Annotated in this window: 17 protein-coding genes and 1 tRNA gene; 7 read left to right on the forward strand and 11 right to left on the reverse strand. The window is 65.4% G+C overall.

Annotation, left to right across the window (positions count from 1 at the left end; genetic code table 11):
• Positions 1-2: 2 nt before the first annotated feature.
• Positions 3-530 carry a DUF2244 domain-containing protein gene (locus AC07O0_RS18750; protein WP_494625191.1) on the reverse strand — a complete coding sequence of 176 codons (528 nt, stop codon included), beginning with the start codon at positions 528-530 and terminating at the stop codon, positions 3-5.
• 20 nt (positions 531-550) lie between these two features.
• Between AC07O0_RS18750 and nth the strand changes: the two genes are divergently transcribed.
• Positions 551-1,252: an endonuclease III gene (gene nth / locus AC07O0_RS18755; protein WP_494625192.1), complete on the forward strand. Its 702-nt coding sequence runs from the start codon at positions 551-553 to the stop codon at positions 1,250-1,252.
• Between the two features lie 6 nt (positions 1,253-1,258).
• Here the strand turns inward: nth and AC07O0_RS18760 are convergent, their stop codons facing one another.
• Both AC07O0_RS18760 and AC07O0_RS18765 read right to left on the reverse strand, forming a co-directional pair.
• Complete coding sequence (locus AC07O0_RS18760; RefSeq protein ID WP_494625193.1) at positions 1,259-2,245, reverse strand: Bug family tripartite tricarboxylate transporter substrate binding protein; 987 nt, start codon at positions 2,243-2,245, stop codon at positions 1,259-1,261.
• Complete coding sequence (locus AC07O0_RS18765; protein WP_494625194.1) at positions 2,178-3,380, reverse strand: 4-oxalomesaconate tautomerase; 1,203 nt, start codon at positions 3,378-3,380, stop codon at positions 2,178-2,180. Before AC07O0_RS18765 ends, AC07O0_RS18760 begins: the two co-directional genes overlap by 68 nt.
• Before the next feature lie 85 nt (positions 3,381-3,465).
• Between AC07O0_RS18765 and AC07O0_RS18770 the strand changes: the two genes are divergently transcribed.
• Positions 3,466-4,380 carry a LysR family transcriptional regulator gene (locus AC07O0_RS18770; RefSeq protein WP_494625195.1) on the forward strand — a complete coding sequence of 305 codons (915 nt, stop codon included), beginning with the start codon at positions 3,466-3,468 and terminating at the stop codon, positions 4,378-4,380.
• 2 nt (positions 4,381-4,382) lie between these two features.
• Here the strand turns inward: AC07O0_RS18770 and AC07O0_RS18775 are convergent, their stop codons facing one another.
• On the reverse strand, positions 4,383-5,180 hold the full coding sequence (locus AC07O0_RS18775; RefSeq protein ID WP_494625196.1) for an undecaprenyl-diphosphate phosphatase: 798 nt from the start codon (positions 5,178-5,180) through the stop codon (positions 4,383-4,385).
• Between the two features lie 236 nt (positions 5,181-5,416).
• On the opposite strand from AC07O0_RS18775, the gene AC07O0_RS18780 reads away from it, so the two are divergent.
• Genes AC07O0_RS18780 through AC07O0_RS18790 form a run of 3 tightly spaced genes read left to right on the forward strand, consistent with a single transcriptional unit; the run spans position 5,417 to position 8,108 of the window.
• A complete protein-coding gene (locus AC07O0_RS18780) occupies positions 5,417-6,109 on the forward strand; it encodes a glutathione S-transferase family protein (protein WP_494625197.1) in 693 nt (230 codons plus the stop codon).
• On the forward strand, positions 6,007-7,245 hold the full coding sequence (queG, locus tag AC07O0_RS18785; RefSeq protein ID WP_494625198.1) for a tRNA epoxyqueuosine(34) reductase QueG: 1,239 nt from the start codon (positions 6,007-6,009) through the stop codon (positions 7,243-7,245). The genes AC07O0_RS18780 and queG overlap by 103 nt, the downstream gene beginning before the upstream one ends.
• Entirely contained in the window at positions 7,242-8,108 is an 867-nt protein-coding gene (locus tag AC07O0_RS18790; protein WP_494625199.1) for an SDR family oxidoreductase, read from the forward strand. Before queG ends, AC07O0_RS18790 begins: the two co-directional genes overlap by 4 nt.
• A gap of 6 nt (positions 8,109-8,114) precedes the next feature.
• On the opposite strand, the gene olsB is transcribed toward AC07O0_RS18790, so the two are convergent.
• From olsB to AC07O0_RS18810, 4 genes are all read right to left on the reverse strand, one after another.
• Positions 8,115-9,071 (reverse strand): l-ornithine N(alpha)-acyltransferase, encoded by a 957-nt coding sequence (gene olsB / locus AC07O0_RS18795; RefSeq protein WP_494625200.1) that lies wholly within the window; start codon positions 9,069-9,071, stop codon positions 8,115-8,117.
• Between the two features lie 125 nt (positions 9,072-9,196).
• Positions 9,197-11,293: an ATP-binding protein gene (locus tag AC07O0_RS18800; RefSeq protein ID WP_494625201.1), complete on the reverse strand. Its 2,097-nt coding sequence runs from the start codon at positions 11,291-11,293 to the stop codon at positions 9,197-9,199.
• 108 nt (positions 11,294-11,401) lie between these two features.
• Positions 11,402-12,940 (reverse strand): YifB family Mg chelatase-like AAA ATPase, encoded by a 1,539-nt coding sequence (locus tag AC07O0_RS18805; RefSeq protein WP_494625202.1) that lies wholly within the window; start codon positions 12,938-12,940, stop codon positions 11,402-11,404.
• Between the two features lie 163 nt (positions 12,941-13,103).
• Positions 13,104-13,424, reverse strand: a complete 321-nt coding sequence (locus AC07O0_RS18810; RefSeq protein ID WP_494625203.1) for a hypothetical protein — start codon at positions 13,422-13,424, stop codon at positions 13,104-13,106.
• A gap of 187 nt (positions 13,425-13,611) precedes the next feature.
• On the opposite strand from AC07O0_RS18810, the gene AC07O0_RS18815 reads away from it, so the two are divergent.
• Both AC07O0_RS18815 and AC07O0_RS18820 read left to right on the forward strand, forming a co-directional pair.
• Positions 13,612-13,701 (forward strand) — tRNA-Ser (locus tag AC07O0_RS18815).
• Positions 13,702-13,800: 99 nt separating this feature from the next.
• Positions 13,801-15,336, forward strand: a complete 1,536-nt coding sequence (locus AC07O0_RS18820; RefSeq protein ID WP_494625204.1) for a DUF6538 domain-containing protein — start codon at positions 13,801-13,803, stop codon at positions 15,334-15,336.
• A 169-nt stretch (positions 15,337-15,505) separates the two neighbouring features.
• Here the strand turns inward: AC07O0_RS18820 and AC07O0_RS18825 are convergent, their stop codons facing one another.
• Genes AC07O0_RS18825 through AC07O0_RS18835 form a run of 3 tightly spaced genes read right to left on the reverse strand, consistent with a single transcriptional unit; the run spans position 15,506 to position 17,971 of the window.
• Positions 15,506-15,847, reverse strand: a complete 342-nt coding sequence (locus tag AC07O0_RS18825) for a hypothetical protein (RefSeq protein WP_494625205.1) — start codon at positions 15,845-15,847, stop codon at positions 15,506-15,508.
• The gene (locus tag AC07O0_RS18830; protein WP_494625206.1) at positions 15,847-16,347 is read right to left on the reverse strand and encodes a DUF6650 family protein; all 501 of its coding nucleotides are present in this window, start codon (positions 16,345-16,347) and stop codon (positions 15,847-15,849) included. Before AC07O0_RS18830 ends, AC07O0_RS18825 begins: the two co-directional genes overlap by 1 nt.
• A gap of 58 nt (positions 16,348-16,405) precedes the next feature.
• Complete coding sequence (locus AC07O0_RS18835; protein WP_494625207.1) at positions 16,406-17,971, reverse strand: TIGR04141 family sporadically distributed protein; 1,566 nt, start codon at positions 17,969-17,971, stop codon at positions 16,406-16,408.
• Positions 17,972-18,192: the final 221 nt, after the last annotated feature.

An 18,192-nucleotide genomic window follows, 5' to 3' on the forward strand; every position in this document is an offset into this window, starting at 1 on the left:
GCTCAGACGGGCTTGAAATCGGGGCCGCGCTTGGCCTTGGCCAGCGCTGTGCCGAGCGCCTGCGCAAAGCCCTCGCGCTCCTGCGGCGAGAGCGCGGAAGCGACCACGGTGCGCTGCCCGCGCGAGACCAGCGAGAGCTCGAGCAGGCCGTAATCCTCGTCGTCCTCGCGCTCGAGCTTCGTCCACGCGGGGTTGGAGCGCCAGATCTTCTCGCGGCCATGATGCGAGACCTTGCGCAGCAGCACCTCGAGTGGCGTCACGACGATGCGCTCGAAGGCGCGCGCTGCGTTGAAATTGACCTTGAAGGCGATGAAGATCGCAATGATGTCGAGGCCGAAGAAGCCGGCGACCGGCCAAGCGCCGAGCACCATGAAGGGGATGGAGGCGGCGACGCTGATCAGGCAGACCAGGGTCATCACGATGCGGAAGCCGTCCTGGCCGAGCGAGCGGTGCGGCGTGATCGTCGCGTCGAAGACCGGCTTTTCGGCCGCTTCGGCTGCAGCGTCGCAATCGGGCTTGCCCAAGGTCATCCGGCAATTATAACGCCGCGATGCCCGTGCCGAACAGTCCGAAACGCCGCAGCCCGCCGCCCAAGCGGATCACGTCTCCGAAGCCGCGCAGCGCTGCCGAGATCTACGAGATCTTCAGCCGCTTCCGGGAGCAAAGGCCTGAGCCCAAGGGCGAGCTGGACTATATCAATGCGTTCACCCTGCTGGTCGCCGTCGTGCTCTCGGCGCAGGCGACCGACGCCGGCGTCAACAAGGCGACGAAGCGGTTGTTCGAGCTCGCCGACACGCCGGAGAAGATGCTCGCCCTCGGCGAGGACAGGGTGCGCGAGCTGATCAAGACGATCGGGCTCTACCGCAACAAGGCGAAGAACGTCATCGCGCTCTCGGAGAAGCTGATCGCCGAGTTCAACAGCGAAGTGCCGACCGCGCGCGAGGCGCTGGAAAGCCTGCCCGGCGTCGGCCGCAAGACCGCGAACGTCGTGCTCAACATCGCCTTCGGCGAGATCACGCATGCGGTGGACACCCATGTCTTCCGCGTCGCCAACCGCCTGCGCATCGCCCCCGGCAAGAATGTGCTGCAGGTCGAGCTCGGCCTGGAAAAGGCGGTGCCGGCCGAGTTCGGCCGGCACGCGCATCACTGGCTGATCCTGCACGGACGCTACACCTGCAAGGCGCTGCGCCCTGTCTGCGAGACCTGCGTCGTCGCCGATCTCTGCGATTCCGCCGACAAGCGGATCGCCTGACACGCCTCAGTTAATCGCCAGCCGGGCCTGCTTGATGATGCCGGCCCAGCGCCGCGACTCGGCTTCCATCATCGCCGCGAACTCCTCGGGCTTGTTGCCGATCGGCTCGGCGCCCTCGTTCTCGAGGCGCTCGCGGATCAGCGCGCTGTTGATGGTCTCGACGGTCGCCTGCCGCAGCTTCGCCGCGACCTCCTTCGGCGTGCCCTTGGGTACGACGAAGCCGTACCAGGCGGTCGCCTCGTAATCCGCCCAGCCACTCTCGGCGACCGAGGGAACCTCGGGGAAGAGCTTGGCGCGCGCCTTGCCGGTCACCGCCAACGCCCTGACCTTGCCACCCTCGATCAGGCCGAGCACGGAGGGCACGGTGGTGATCATGAAGTCGCTATTGCCGGCAAGCAGGTCGGTCAGCGCCGGGCCGGCGCCGCGATAGGGCACGTGCACCGCCTCGAACTGCGCGGTCTGCGCCAGCAGGATCGTCGCCAGATGGCTCGCCGAACCATTGCCGGCCGAGCCATAAGTGAGCTTACCCGGATTCTTCTGGGCCAGGCCGACGAGCTCGGCCAGCGTCTTGTGCGGCGAGTTCGGCGCGACCACCACGACGAGCGGCGCGGCCGAGATCAGCGTCAGCGGATCGAAGGCGGTCAGCGGGTCGACCCGGACGTTCTTGAACAGATGCGGGTTCACGACCATCGGGCCCTGATTGGCCATCAGCACCGTATAGCCGTCCGGCGAGGCCGCAGCCGCCTGGGCGGTGGCGAGGTTGCCGCCGGCCGAACCGTTGTTCTCGACGACCAGCGACTGGCCGAGCCGCTCGCCGACGCCCTGCGCGACCAGGCGCGCGATCGCGTCCGTGCCGCCGCCGGCGGCATAGGGCACCAGCAGCTTCATCGGCTTGTCGGGAAAGGCGGCCTGGGCTTGAGCGAACTCAGGCAGGCAGGTGCTGGCCGCGGCGGCCGCGATCAGGCTGCAGAGCTGGCGGCGCGTGATCGTCATGGGTCAGTTCTCCTCCCGTTTCCGCCCTCTCTGCAAGTGCGAGGATCGCACTGGCGGGGACGATGACGTTTCCTTCGAAAATGCGGCGCGCGGTGCGCACCAGGCTCGCGCGGGTCACCTGACCGGCAGCGTCGAGCAAAAGGTCGACCTGGATGGCGCCGCTCGGATGCTCGACCGTAACCAGCGAATTGGTTTCAGCGGCCAGCATCTCAGCGGCGACACTACCGGCGATGCGGCTCGCCGCGGCAACGCAGAGCGCGCCGGTGACGGCATGGCTGCGATGGCAGCGATCCGGCGTGAAATAACGCGAGGTCAGGCTGCCGCCGCGGCGCGCCGGCGAGAGCACGCCGACCTTGGGAATGACGCGGCCGGTGACATCGCCGAGACCCATGCGGCGGCCGGCCTCGCGCCGCAGCTCCTCCAATCGCGCCAGCAGGGTGGCGTTGGCATCGAGCTCAGCGGCAGTCTCGTCACCGGCGAGGCCGAGATCGGCGGCGCGCAGCAGCAGCATCGGCGTGGCATAGTCGATCAGCGTCACCGAGACGCCGTCGACCTCCTCGCGGGCGAGGCCAGTCGGCAGCAGCGCGCCGGTCTTCGAGCCGACGGCTTCCAAGAAGCCGAGCTTGATCGGAGCTGCCGTGCCGGCGACACCGTCGATCGCTGTCGCGCCGTCATAGGCGACGACACCGCCGGGCGTCTGCACGGCCGCCTCGATCAGCGCGCCAGTGTTGCGATTGTGGATGCGCACGATCGTCTCGCCGTCGAGCGCTGGCACCAGGCCGGCCTCGATCGCGAAGGGGCCGACGGCGGAGAGCATGTTGCCGCAGTTCGGGCCGAGATCGACATGAGCGCGCTCGACCGCGACCTGAGCGAAGAGATAATCGACATCGGCGTCGGGCCGGCTGGAGCAACTGACGATCGCGACCTTGCTTGTCAGCGAATTGCCACCGCCCAGCCCGTCGAGCTGGAGCATATGCGGCGAGCCCATCGCGGCGAGCAGGACGCGATCGCGCGCCACCGGATCGCTCGGCAGGTCGCGCTCCAGGAAGAACGGACCGCGCGAGGTGCCGCCGCGCATCAGCACGCAGGGTATGCGCAGGGTCTGAGCATGCGGAAGCTGGAAGGGAGCGGACAAGGGCGTCACCCGGCGATTGCGATACCCTCTCCTCTCAAATCCAACATTCGCTGTGAAATGCAGAGATCGGCGCTATTAATGTGCCATGAGCATCAATTTCGAAGCCCTCGACCTGCGCGCCTTCATCTCGGTGGTCGAGCTCGGCGGCTTCCACCGCGCCGCCGAGGCGCTCAACATGTCCCAGCCGGCGCTGAGCCGGCGCATCCAGCGGCTGGAAAGCGCGGTCGGGGCGGCTCTGCTGGAGCGGACGACGCGCCGGGTCGCTTTGACCATGGTCGGGCGCGAGATGCTGCCGCTGGTCCGGCGCATGCTCGACGAGTTCGACACCTCGATCTTCGCGATGCGCGATCTCGGCAGCCGCCGCGCCGGGCTGATCGCGCTCGCCTGCGTGCCGACCGCCGCCTTCTACTTCCTGCCCTCGGTGATCGCGCGCTTCCAGACACAGTATCCCAACATCCGCTTCCGCATCCTCGACCTCTCGGCCAATGACGGGCTAGAGGCAGTGGCGCGCGGCGAGGTCGAGTTCGGCATCAACCTGATCGGCGGCTCCGATGCCGAGCTCAGCTTCGAGCCGCTGATCGACGATCCCTTCGTGCTCGCCTGCCGGCACGATCATGCGCTGGCCGGAAAATCGTCACTGGGCTGGGGCGATCTTGAAGGCTATCCGCTGGTCACCGTCAGCCGCAGCAGCGGCAACCGCGCCATTCTCGATGCGGCGCTGGTCAAGATCGGGGTCAGGCTCGACTGGTCCTTCGAGGTGACGCACCTCTCAACCTCACTCGGCCTGGTCGAGGCGGGCCTCGGCATCTCGGTGCTGCCGAAACTGGCGACGCCGGGCGCCGATCACCCGATCATCGTGACGCGGCCGATCCGGAACCCGGAAGTCTCGCGCACCATCGGAGTGGTCCGGCGCCGCGGCGTCAAGCTGGCGCCGGCAGCGGAGCGCTTCCTGGAGATGCTGCTCGGAACCTGGCGCGGGCCCCTGCCCGCTTCAGGCTGAGATCAGCCGAAGACCCAGAGCCCGGCGAGGCCGGCCGAGCCGACGATGATCCGCCACCAGGCGAACGGCGTGAAGCCGCGCTTCGAAACGAAATCGAGGAAGCTGCGCACGACGATCAGCGCCGAGATGAAGGCGGTGACGAAGCCGACACCGATCAGCGCGATGTCGCTGCCGGTCAGCTCCTTGTAGTTCTTCATCAGGTCGTAGGCGAAGGCACCCGCCATGGTCGGCATCGCCAGGAAGAAGGAGAACTCGGCCGCGGCCCGCTTGTCGGCGCCGAGCAGCATCGCGCCGACGATGGTCGAGCCCGAGCGCGAGACGCCGGGCACCATGGCGAGGCACTGGATGAAGCCGATCTTGAGATACATCGCCAGCGGAAACTTCGTGGCGTCGTGATGCTTCACCTCGAGCTCCAGCTCGTCGACGACGAGGAGGACGAGGCCGCCGGCGATCAACGTGCAGCAGACCAGGAAAGGATTGAACAGCACGCCCTTGATGAACCCGTGCGCCAGCGCGCCGATCACCGCCGCCGGCAGGAAGGCGACGAGCACGCCGAGAACGAAGCGCCGCGCAGTGGGATCGCTCGGCAGGCGCAGGGCGATGTCGAGCAGGCGACGGAAATAGACCAGCAGGATCGCCAGGATCGCGCCGAGCTGGACCAGGATCTCGAAGGCCTTGCCCTTGGATTCGAAGCCGAGGAAATGCCCGAGCAGCAGCAGGTGGCCCGTCGAGGAAACGGGGAGGAATTCGGTCAGGCCCTCGACCACGCCGAGCACGGCGGCGACGATCAGGTCATGCATGGGAGGGTCCTTCCGAACCAGCGAGTGCGGCGCAACAAAACCTTGGCGAATGCGTTAAAGCTATGGCGCACGGTCTTTGCAAATTGGTTACCAGACCGGCAAGGATTTCCGCGCAATCCGCCGCTTGACCCGGTCCCGGGTTGTTTGGCTTAGCCGGCAGGCCTATACGGGGCGCTCTATCGCGCTGCATCAGCGCCGGCCTACCCCACCCGAACCTCCCTCTGTTCCAGCAATCGATGGCCACGCTTCACCATTATTCGCTTTGCCCGCATTCGCGATTCATCCGGCTCGCGCTCGGCGAGTTCGGCCTCGACGCCACGCTGGTGGAAGAGCGCGTCTGGGAGCGGCGGCGGGAGTTTCTCGAGCTCAATCCGGCGGGGACGACGCCGGTGCTGCGCGAGGATAGCGGGCTCGTCATTCCAGGGCCGGGGCCGATCGCGGAGTATCTCGACGAGACGCGCGGGCTGGCGCTGGCCGAGAGGCGCCTCCTGCCGGAAGGCCCGGGCGGGCGCATCGAGGTGCGCCGGCTGCTCGACTGGTTCAACATCAAGTTCAACGAGGAGATCACCGCCCCGCTCGTGCTGGAGAAGGTGATGAAGCGCTTCATGAGCCGGGACGAGGGCGGCGGCCCGCCGGAGATGAGCGCGATCCGCGCAGCGCGCGGCAATGTGCGCTATCATCTGCGCTACATCGCCTGGCTGACGGCGAAACGGAACTGGCTCGCCGGCGACAATCTGAGCTATGCCGACCTCGCCGCGGCGGCGCATCTCTCCTGCGTCGACTATCTCGGCGACGTGCCCTGGGACGAGGATGAGGCTGCCCGCGCATGGTATGCGAGGATCAAGTCCAGACCGAGCTTCCGGCCGCTGCTGAGCGACCGGATTCCCGGAATGGCGCCCTCAGCCCATTACGACGACCTGGACTTCTGAGCAGCGACAAGCTCAAGGCCGCGATCACCGCGCGTGCACAGGCCGAAGGCTTTTCGGTAATGCGCGTCGCCAGTGTCGATGCAATCCCCGAAGCGCCGGGACGCCTTGCCGGCTGGCTGGAGGCCGGCCATCACGGCGACATGACCTGGCTGACCGAGCGCACGGCCGAGCGTGCCGATCCTGCGACCCTGTGGCCGGCAGCTCGCTCGGTCGTCATGCTCGGCATGAGCTATGCCGGCGAAGGCGATCCGCTCGCTATCCTGGAGCAGCGCGATCGCGGCGCGATCTCGCTCTATGCCCGCCGGCGCGACTATCATGACGTGATCAAGGGCAAGCTGAAGAGCATCGCCGGCGTGCTGGCGGCGCGCGGCGAAGCCGAGGTCAAGGTCTTCGTCGACACCGCACCGGTGATGGAAAAGCCGCTGGCGCAGGCCGCGGGCCTCGGCTGGCAGGGCAAGCAGACCGTGCTGGTCTCGCGCCAGCATGGCGCCTGGCTCTTCCTCGGAGCAATCTACACCTCGGCGGAACTGCCTGCGGACGAGCCTGAGCGCGACCATTGCGGCTCCTGCACGCGCTGCCTCGACATCTGCCCGACCAAGGCCTTCCCCGCGCCCTATCAGCTCGATTCGCGGCGCTGCATCGCCTATCTGACGATCGAGCACCAAGGCCATATCGACGCCGAATTTCGCGAGGGCATCGGCAACCGCGTCTTCGGCTGCGACGATTGCCTCGCCGTCTGCCCCTGGAACAAGTTCGCGGAAGCCTCGCATGAGACGCGCCTGGCGCTGAAGGGCGAGCTCGAAGCCCTGCCACTGGCCAATCTCGCCGGGCTCGATGATGCCGCCTTCCGCTCGCTCTTTTCCGGTACGCCAGTCAAGCGTACCGGCCGCGACCGCTTCGTCCGCAATGTCCTGATCGCGATCGGCAACAGTGGCGACCCGGCCCTGGCTGCGAGCGCCGAAGCTTTGCTCGGCGATCCCTCGCCATTGGTCCGAGCAATGGCGGTCTGGGCGCTAGGACGACTTCTGCCAGCACGCGCCACAGAACTCGCCCCGGCGCACCTCGCGCGGGAAACCGATGCCGACGTCAAGGCCGAATGGGCCCGCCGCGCTCCGAACGAACTGGAATCCGCATGAAGCTCGTCATCTTCGGTCTCGGCTATTCTGCCGGGTTCTTCGCGCGCGCCGCTTTGGCCAAGGGCTGGGAAATCACCGGCACGGTGCGCTCGGCCGAGAAGGCGGGCGAGCTCAGCAAGAAAGGGCTGCACACCCTGGTCTTCGGCGGCTTCGCGGTGTCGACGCCTTTGGCCAAGATCGTCGCCGAGGCGGATGCGGTGCTGGTCTCGGCCCAGCCCGACGAGAACGGTGACCCGGTGCTCGGCGCGCTCGCCGAGAAGCTCGCGGCAGCCGAGAATCTGCGCTGGATCGGCTATCTCTCGACCATCGGCGTCTATGGCGACCATGGCGGTGCCTGGATCGATGAAACAGCCGAGTGCCGGCCGACCAGCCGGCGCTCGCGACAGCGGCTGGAAATCGAGCAGGATTGGCTTGCCTTCGGCGAGCGCAGCGGCAAGCCGGTGCAGATCTTCCGCCTGTCCGGCATCTATGGCCCTGGCCGCAATCCGATCACCAAATTGCGGGGCGGCACCGCCAACCGGCTGGTCAAGCCAGGCCAGGTCTTCAACCGCATCCATGTCGACGACATCGCCGGCGTGCTGATGGCCTCGATCGAGGCGCCGCGCGCGGGGGCGGTCTACAACGTCACCGATGACGAGCCGGCGCCGCCGCAGGACGTCGTCAGCTTCGCCGCCGAGGTCGCCGGGCTCACACCGCCGCCGGAGACGCCGTTCGATCCGGCCAAGCTCTCGTCGATGGCGGCGAGCTTCTATAGCGAGAACAAGCGGGTCTCGAACGCGCTGGTGAAACGCGAACTCGGCTATGCCTTGTGCTATCCGGATTACCGGCAGGCGCTGCGCGACCTCGCCGCGGCAGGGGAGTGATCGCGCTCAGGCAGCGTACCGGCCAGCGTCGCCGTCGAGATAGTCGAGATAACGCCGATCGATCGCGGAAACCGGCAGGATGACGAGGATATCGGTGGTGCCGAACTGCTTGTCGATCACGGCGCCTGAGCCAAAGCGGGCGCCGAGGCGCAGATAGCCCTTCACCAGCGGCGGCAGGCATTTCAGCGCGAGCTTGGCGTCGACCATGCCGGCAGGCAGGCGATCCATCGCCACATGCCGCCCCGGCTGCGCCACGACCCGCCAATCGCCCTGGGCGGTGGCGTGGTGGTGAATGAAGCTCAAGGGCAGCGCCAGCATGTCCGGATCGACACCGTCGAAGCTGGCGCAGCCGAACATCGCGTCGATGCGGTGATGCCGGCAATAGGCCCAGATACCGTGCCAGAGCAACTCCACCGTCTTCTTGGTGCGGTAGGGCTTCAGCACGCAGGAACGGCCGAGCTCCAGGAAGCGCATCTCGGGATGGCGCGCCAGCAGCGGCGCGATGTCGAATTCGGACTGGGTGTAGAAGCCGCCAAGCTTGGCCACAGCCTGCTCGCGCATCAGCCGGTAGGTGCCGACGACCTTCGGCTTGATCCCACCGAAGCGGCCACGGGCGGCATGATCGATGACGAGGAGATGATCGCAGACGGCGTCGAACCGGTCGGCATCGCGCCGGAACATGCGCGAGATGACGTCGGGCTTGGCCGACATCTCCTGGTAGAAGACGCGATAGCGCAGGCGTTGCGCCCGCCAGATCTCGCGTGGGCCGCGAGCGAGCCTGACCTCAAGCGTGCCGGAGCGGCCGAGCGTACCCGACAGGGCGTCAGGGCCGGGAAAAGCGAAGCCGCCGAGTTGCTTGCCGGCCGCCAGCAAATTGGATGGCGAGAAGCGCTGCAACAGGGCCTGACCGGCCAGCTTCTGCTTTGCCGGCTGACGGAAACCCTGGAAAACATCGCGCGTCATAGACGGTCTGGCCTCTGCGATCTCGGATCGACGCATGACAGCTCTGCGCCGACCGTCTTACGGGATCGCGACAAAACTACGTCAGAGCGATGACGAAGCCAACCATCTGTGGATCGAGGCGCGGCTCAGGCCGACAGAATCTCAGCCCTTCGCAAATGCGAAAGCCGATCGATCCAGCCGCGCAACTGTTCGCGCGAGAGCGGCTTAGCCAGGCAATCATCCATGCCGGCGGCGAGCGCCTCGCGCCTGTCCTCCTCCGCCGTATTGGCGGTGACGGCGACGATCGGCAGCCGGGCAGTTCCGGGGGCTCTCTCGGCCGCGCGGATTCGCCGGGCGACAGCCAATCCATCCAGCACCGGCATACGGACATCGAGCAAGGCGAGAGCGAACCCTTGCGATCTGCCGGAACGCGCCTCCTCGATCAGGCGGATGGCCTCGCCGCCATCGCGCGCCCATGTCGCAATGCAGCCGAACCGCTCAAGGGTGCGGGTCAGCAGCAGCGCATTGATCTCGTTGTCCTCGGCAACGAGGACCCGCAGACCGGAGACAGGCTGTCCTGCCGAAGCATCGGCAGCAGGCGCCGTATCGGCTACGCCTTGTGAACGCCCTGCCGGATCGAGCCTCACTTGCAGGGAGCGGGCCCGGACAGGCCTGACGAGGAAACCGGTGAAACCAGCTGCGAAGGGAGAGCCGAAGCTGCGGCGCTCGGCCGGCGCCAGCATGATCACGATATCGGCGACGCCGGCGCGCCGCGCCGCAGCCGCCACCGCGTCGACCTCACCGCCCGGAAGGTTACGATCGACCAGCACCGCGGACGGGGCCGAATCAGCGGCCAGCGCCGCCAGCGCCTGCGCGTGATCGCCGGCCCGCAGGACCTGTGCGCCCATCCGTTCAAGGTTGGCGGCAAGGTGGTAGGCGCTGAAGGGCGCTGCGGACGCAACCAGGATGCGCCGCCCCCGCCATTCCTTTGAGGCAACGAATGCATCCGGCGCTTCGGCGACCGGCAACGGCAAGGCCAGCCGGAACAGCGCGCCGCCACTCTCCCGATTGCTCGCCTCGATCTCACCACCCATGGCGCGGGCGAGCCGGCGGGCGATGGCGAGGCCGAGGCCGGTGCCAGCCTGCTCGCGATGCCCGCTCATCCCGCCCTGCTCGAACTCCTCGAAGATCGTGGCCATGCGCTCGGCCGGGATGCCCGGTCCGGTATCGGCGATGCTGACGACGAATTTGCCCGCGGCGGTGTCCGCCTCGATGCCGACACCGCCCGCTTGCGTGAACTTCACGGCATTGCCGACAAGGTTAAGCAGGATCTGGCGCAGGCGCTCGACATCGCCGGTCAGCCGCAGCGGCAAGTCCGCCCCGAGCAAGGCGGAGATTTCGATGCCCTTGGCCTGGGCGCGTGGCGCCATCAGCTCGGTGACATCCTCGATCAGGGCCGCGGGATCGAATGGCGCCTCGGCGAGCTCGAGCTTGCCGGCCTCGACCTTGGCGAAGTCGAGGATGTCGTCGACGAGGCCGAGCAGCGCCTCGCCGGAACTTCGCAGCGCCTTGACATAGGTCGCCTGCTCCGGATCGAGCTTGGTGTCCCCGAGCAGATCGGCCATGCCGAGGATACCGTTCAGCGGGGTGCGGAACTCGTGGCTGACGGTCGCCAGGAAGCGCGACTTGGCGGCGCTCGCTTCCTCTGCCCGGCTGCGCGCCTCCTCGAGCGCTGTTTCAGCGGCGATGCGCCCGCTGATTTCGCGGCCGACACGCTGCAGCACGGCCTGCCCCGCGGCGACCGGGACAATCGTCTCGACCCAGGACAGCCAGCGCTCGCCTTCTTGCGTCTCGATGCACTCGTCGATGACGCGAGCTCCACCCGGCAGCACCTGGACCGGCCGGGCGCTGCGCACGCATGGCTGCTCGAAGCTGCCGACGGCATCAGCCTCGCTCTTGCCGATCAGTGCCGCGTAGGCAGCATTGGCATAGATAATCCGGCCCTCGCTGCGGCGCACGATCAGGTCGCCCTGCGCCTCGATCAGGCTGCGATAGCGCTCTTCGCTGTCGGCGAGTTCCCAGAGCCGGTCGCTGAGCTTCTCGACATCGGCCGTCAGCGCCCGCGCCTGCTGCGTGACCTGCCGGCGCTCCCGCAGCAGCCGGATCGCGACGACGGCGCAGGCGATGGCCACGGCGACGGCGGCGCCTGCCAGCAGGATGAGGGGAGACGGCAGCTCGATCATGCCATTTTGCCTATCACGCCCCCTCTTGAGAAAAGGTTCGCCCTACCTGCGAGGATGCCGAATGGTTTGAATGGTTTCGTTAACCTTTCATCAGGCGGCAATCCTTCGTCAGGCAGCCTGCGCCGCCTGATCGATGCGCGAGCGATAGGACAGCGCCTCGGCGAGATGGATGCGCCCGAGCTGATCTTCGCCGTCGAGGTCGGCGAGCGTGCGGGCGACCTTGAGCACGCGGTGATAGCCACGCGCCGTCAACCGCATCGCCTCGGCGGCGCTGCGCAGGAGCGCGAGCCCGGCCGCATCCGGCCGCGCCACCTCGTCGAGCAATGCGGATGGGCAGCGGGCATTGGTCGTGCCGCCCGGCAGGCCGAGCGCGGCATAGCGCGCCGTCTGGCGGCCGCGGGCCGCAGCGACACGCGCGGCGACCTCAACCGAGCCCTCTGCCGCGGCCGGCAGGATGAGGTCGGCCGCCGTCAGCGCCGGCACGTCGATGGTGATGTCGATCCGGTCGAGCATCGGGCCGGAGATCCTGGCCTGATAGCCCGCCATGCAGCGCTCGTTCGGCTGGCGGCGGCAGGCATAGCCGGGCTCCGTCGCCTTGCCGCAACGGCACGGGTTCATCGCGGCAATGAGCTGGAACTTCGCGGGATAGACGGTGCGATGATTGGCGCGCGAGATCAGCACCTCGCCGGTCTCCATCGGCTGGCGCAGTGCATCGAGAGCCTGCGCCTGGAACTCCGGCAACTCGTCGAGGAAGAGCACACCGTGATGAGCGAGCGAGATCTCGCCGGGCTTCGCCTGCAGGCCGCCGCCGACCAGCGCCGCCATCGAGGCCGAATGATGCGGTGCGCGGAAAGGGCGCCGGTCGGTCAGTTCGCCGCCGGCGAGATGACCAGCGACCGAGAGCACCATCGAGACCTCGAGCAGTTCGCGCGGGTCGAGCGGTGGCAGGATCGAGGGCAGACGGCTCGCCAGCATCGATTTGCCGGCGCCGGGCGGACCGTTCATCAGGAGGTTGTGGCCACCGGCGGCGGCGATCTCGAGCACCCGCTTGGCACTTTCCTGGCCCTTGATGTCGCGCAGATCCGGCAGCGGCCCGCTCTGGCGGGCGACGGCGGGCTCGGGCCGCGCCATCACCTGCGTGCCCTTGAAATGGTTGGCGAGCTGGATCAGCGAGCGGGGCGCGAGAATGTCGAGATCACGTGCCGCCCAGGCCGCTTCAGGCCCGCTCGCCGCCGGGCAGATCAGCCCCTGCCCTCGGCCATAGGCCGCGATCGCTGCCGGCAGCACGCCGGCGACCGGCGTGATCGAGCCATCGAGAGCAAGTTCGCCGAGCACGGTATAGCCGGCGAGCGCGTCGGCCGGGATCGCGCCGATCGCCGCCATCACGCCGAGCGCGATCGGCAGATCGTAATGGCTGCCTTCCTTGGGCAGGTCGGCCGGGGCGAGGTTGACGGTGATGCGCTTGGCCGGCAGCGCCAGCCCGGAGGCGATCAGCGCGGCGCGGACCCGTTCCTTGCTCTCGCCGACCGCCTTGTCGGGCAGGCCGACCAGGATGAAGGCGACGCCGCCCGGCGTGACCTGGACCTGGACGTCGACGGCGCGCGCCTCGATGCCCTCGAACGCTACCGTCGCGACCCGCGTCACCATGCAAGCGCACCCCAACCCCGCGCGATGACGCTAACGGAAGCGCGTCAGGGTTGCAAGAACATATCGGGAACTTCTGTGCGGAGATGTGAACTGGCGAGGCCGCACTCGATCGCGCCAAATCGGCGCCGGCCCCCTTGCCGGCTGCGCTCAAGCGCGGGACGCTTCATCGCCGCGTGACGATGCCGATCTCGGGCTTGGGCGCCGCGCCGAGCCAGAGCAGGAGGAAGCCCAGCAGCAAGCCGGCCGCGGCTGTCGGCACCTGCAGCACATGGACCAGCACCGGATCCCAGAGCATGGGATGGAGATTGCGCTCGACGGCGGGCTGCAACAGGCGGAAGCGCTCACCGAAGACGGTCAGCAAGGTCTCGCCGAGCGGTGTAAAGCGTAGGAACGAATTGGCGATTGAGCGCGCCCCGTCGGTGAGCAGCGCGACGAAGCCGCCCGCGACGAGGAGATAGCCCGGCATCCTGACGAGAAAGCGCAATTCGTCCCCCGATCCCCGCGACGTCCGGCCCCGACGCGGCCCTTTTGAGCCGCTCTCGTGCCGAGGAACCCGGATGTGTCCCCTGCCCCCCGATATTGCAACGACAAAGGACAATTGCGTGCAAGCCTGAGCGGCCTCGGCTTTAGGCCTTGAAAGTCGCGCGCATGGACGCCATAAGCAGCGCGCCGGACAGGTGGCCGAGTGGTTGAAGGCGCACGCCTGGAAAGTGTGTATACGGGAAACCGTATCGCGGGTTCGAATCCCGCCCTGTCCGCCATCGATCCCGTAAGGGGTTGATTTTCCAGAGAGCTTAGGCAAATCAAGAACTTGCAGCCGCCCGAGTGGTACACACGGGTGGTACACAATGGCTCTCGCAATGTCTCGCCCCTGGAAGCATCCGAAGACCGGCATCTACTGGCTCCGCAAGCGCGTCCCGGACGATTTGCAGAAGCTCGTCGGCAAGCGCGAGGAGAAGCAGAGCCTCGGCACGCGCGATCCCGCGGAGGCGAAACGCAAGCATCTCGCCATGCTCTGCGCCATCGAGGAGCGGTGGGCAAACCTCCGGGCCGGTCCCCGCACGCTCACGGAACGCGAGGCTCACGACATCGCCCAGCACGCATATGATTATTGGCTGACGACGCACAGGGATAACCCGAGCCAGCAACCATGGAAGATTGCGCTCGGCGAAAAGCTGTTCCCGCCCGAAGTGCATGTAATGCTGCGTCCCTCGAACCCTAATCCATCCTGGGAGGAAGTGGCCGAGCAAGCCGAAATTTGGGAGCTTGAAGGGTTCTGCACCCGGAGTGCGGATGCGAGATTAGAAGCTCTCGGCTGGTCAGTCGACAATGAGAGCCGCCGGAAAACGGCCAAGGCATTCGCTTCGGCCATCCAGAGGGCAAGCCTGACATTGGCGGAATGGGCCAAGGGCAACTTCTTGGAGGGAAGGCCTTTGGGGGCCATGTCCGCGGCGGCAGGCGAACAGCAGGCACCTTCCTCGGCCAAGATCACCGAGCCGGTTCCTTTCGACGACTTGGTTAAAGGCTGGGCTGCGGAGAAAAAGCCCGCAGCCAAGACGCTCTACGCCTGGAAAGCTGTCGTCGAGAAGCTGAAGAAGGCCGTTGGCCATGACGACGCCGCACGCCTGACGCCGGATGAAATGGTGCGCTGGAAAACGTCGCTGATCGAAGCCGGCTTTCAGGCCAAGACGATCCGCGATGCCCACCTCGTGCCGATCCGGGCGATCCTGCAATGGGCCGTCGATAACCGGAAGCTGCCGAGCAATCCGGCCGAACGCATCACCATGGACGTGAAGAAGAAGGCGGCTGGCTCGCGCCGGGGCTACACCGATCCCGAAGCCAAAATCGTGCTCAAGGCGGCTGCGGCCGAGAAAGACCCTGTGAAGCGGTGGGTGCCGTGGCTTTGCGCCTATTCCGGCGCCCGCGTCGCAGAAATCTGCCAGCTCCGACGCGAGGACATCGTCAAGATCGAGGACATCTGGTGCTTCAAGGTCGACCCCCAAGCCGGGTCGATCAAGACCGCGGGCTCTGAGCGCGTCGTGCCGCTTCATCCGGCGCTGATCGAGGCAAAGTTCCTCGATTTCGCCCGGAAAGTGAAGAAGGGTCCACTTTTCGCCGACCTCCCGGAAGACCGTTTCGGCAGCCGGGGCGGCAACGGCACGAAGGTACTTGGCCGCTGGGTCCGCAATCTCGGCCTGACGGACGAACGACTGGCGCCAAGCCACTCCTGGCGTCACCGCATGAGAACGCTTGCTCGCCGCCACGGTCTGGACACCGACATCGTCGATAGGTTTGTCGGTCATGCCGGACGCGAAATTCCGAGCGGCTATGGCGAGTTCGAGGCACAGGCCGCCCATCGCGAGATTTCGAAGATTCCGACGCTCAAACTGGATTGACCTCAAAGGCCCAGTGACTAACGTGTGATCATCGCGCTCGGGGATATAACGCGGCGTTCGGCCCTATACCCGACCAACCCTTACGCCTCTGAATGCAGTTTTCCTTCCTGGCGAAGAGTTTGGGCGCTCGCAGCCAAAGCGGCGCCAGTTGATCGTTGGCAACAACCGCCTATAGCGCTCGAAAGATGGATTCGACATGCGTGACGGGCGTTGAGTTGTCAAAGCTATGCAGCGCAGGGCCAGACTGCGTCCGATCACGAATTTCGATAGCTGCCGTCGCGTGATTATAGGCGAAGGCGTAGCGGCGCCCGCCCACGGTGACCCAGAGAATGTTGGCGGGCTTGCCGTCATAGGTTCTGACTTCGATTGTACCTGGTTCGCCGCGCCATATGATGCCTCCCAGCAGCGCGAGAGCAATGCCTTTTACCTGGTCGGCGTGATGTTCAGCCCGATCCATAACTCCTTTGGCATACTGATGAAGCGCTTCAACATCTTTAGCCGTGATAGCCATTAGCTCTGCTCCGGAAGCTCAGGAAGGATCGAGGCAAGATCGCTCTCGATATCGATGCTATAGTGAGCTGCAAGCAGGGCAACCTGGTAGCCTACGGTGGCGCGCAACGCCCCAAGCGCGACAAAAAAACCTGCATCGCCCTCAAGTCTACCATCACCGTGGTAGTAAAGGCGAAACTGTAGCTGTGCGTCATCGTGGAAACGGCGGCAGGCTTCCCGAATGGCCCGGACGGCAGATGCCGCAAACGCGTTCTCCCCGAGGGCTCTCAAGGCATCAGTGCAATCCTGTCGAAGTTGGCGAAGAGAGTGGTCCACATCTCCCCGCACTTCCAATTGCATAGGATTGTAGAGAGCCCGCCGATCCTCCAGGCCGAGCAAAAAACTGCGTACCCGCTCACGCTCGGTAGGGCCGGGATCTGCCCATTGCATTCCGAAGATAGGCGTACTGATGCCGGTGATCCTTCGAGCAGTCTCGGCTGTCACTCGGCCAGCTTTTTTCATCCCAGGAACCATATAACTCCCCCAGTTGAATTGGCACAATCAAGAAAACCATTAAGTATTAGATATTATTTATTTTCTTCTTGGACACCTTGTATCCATATCCCTCCAGCCGTCGACATGCATTACGAAGCGTGACCTTGCTAAAGAACGGGATATCGAGGGGTCGAGGCGATTTGCTGATGATCGCGAATACGATCTCGTAGTCCTGAGGATTAGGGCGAACACGCGGATCAGCTAGCTTATGGGGATCTTGTAGCTTCTCGTTCAATTTCGCTCGAAAGGCAGAGTCCTGCACAAAAAGTTCGCCTGAGACCGCGCCTTGGGAAAACAGGTGACTGAGCTGAGCCGAGCCGCTGTAGCGCTTCACATGGAGAAGTTTCTTCTCGGCCGTCAGAACATCGCAGAACTCGATCGAACTCCGCCCGCCGCCGTACTGGATCACGTCCGCGTCCAGACAGCATGAGTTCTGGAGAGAGGCCGATAGAGCCTCGTTGTACTCGCCCTCATCGGCGTGCTCATAGCTGGGGCATTCAAGCTCCGCATCGGGCACATTTGCAAAGGCATCTTTCACCTGCTGGGCAAAATCCGCAGCAACCGCATACCATTTGCCGCCATTGAGGACGTATGTTCGCCCGTCCAGCTCGACCTCAGCATACAGGCAACGAAAGGCAGGCCATCCGTGTAGGACGTCATCGGTGCGGGCTGAAATGAGATAGATGCTGGTCTTCTTCAGCCATTCCAGCGTGATGGGCTCGCCGTCGGCTTCGGCGACAAGCCCAGCCACATCGATGTCAGGAACCAAGTCTGCGCGCTTCCGGCGGCCATAACGGAAGCCCACGGCGTCCGCCCAGTCGACGATCTCCGGGGGGACCATCCATATGTGATCGTACTCCCCCGCCGCGATCCTCGCGATAATAGCGTCGTTCAGCTCGTTTTGCTTTCTGACGGATCGCACCTCGGCGATTTGATCGATCCAGTCGAAATCCGCCTTGTAGTCCTCGCTACGGAACTGCTGCAGGCAGGTCGCGAGGAAGCCGCCGACATTCTCGACATCGATTTTTGTCGAAGTAGCAAATGCGTCCTTTCCGGAGATCGTGCGCCCGAATGCCTCAAGCCGCGATCTTCCCGTGACCGCGCTGATAAGGTCTTGCTCCACATCGATGCCGAAGCTCCCGGCCGGGCTTTCCCGGCTGATTTGCTCTCGACTCTGTTTAGGGACGGAGCCAAGCGTAACCTTGTCGATGCTTCGGAGGCTGTCCTTGGCGACGCTGTTCAGAACAATCTTGAGCCCAAAACGCTCTTCGATCACATCATCCTTCAACAGATGCCGCCCATGACCAAAGGCTAAGGCAAATATCTGGAAGCCGTCGCCGTCAGGCAGGCGCGTCAGAAGCAGTCCCTTCGCGCTTGCCGTCAGCAAGCTGAAGCGCGCTAATGCCTCATCTATTGTCGCCTTAAAAAAACTCGAGATCCAACTCGGTGGATGTGGATGCGAACGTTCCAGGTAAAATGTGCCAACACCCGGCACCTCAACGCTCGCGGTGCCTTCTTCGACGATGTCCACAAATTCAGAGTACTCGGACTTGATAAGGTAGATTGTCAACTTGTTCGTTTTTCCGGCCACGTTAGCACCCCCCTACTATCCCAAGGTTGCAGCACAAGCCGGCTGCAATCAAGATTTTGATAGGAGATGCCACTGCTACTTTATGTGGTGCCGCAGCGGAGGTGCCGCCCCCAATCGACCAAAGCCAAAGGCTAGCGTTGGGCTATCCCTCATAGGCCGAGAGCCGGACCTCACCGATTGTTGCGTTAGCTAAACGAACGCTCGGGGACTGGCGCGCAATC

This window comes from Allobosea sp. GW821-FHT10B12 (assembly GCF_059415545.1).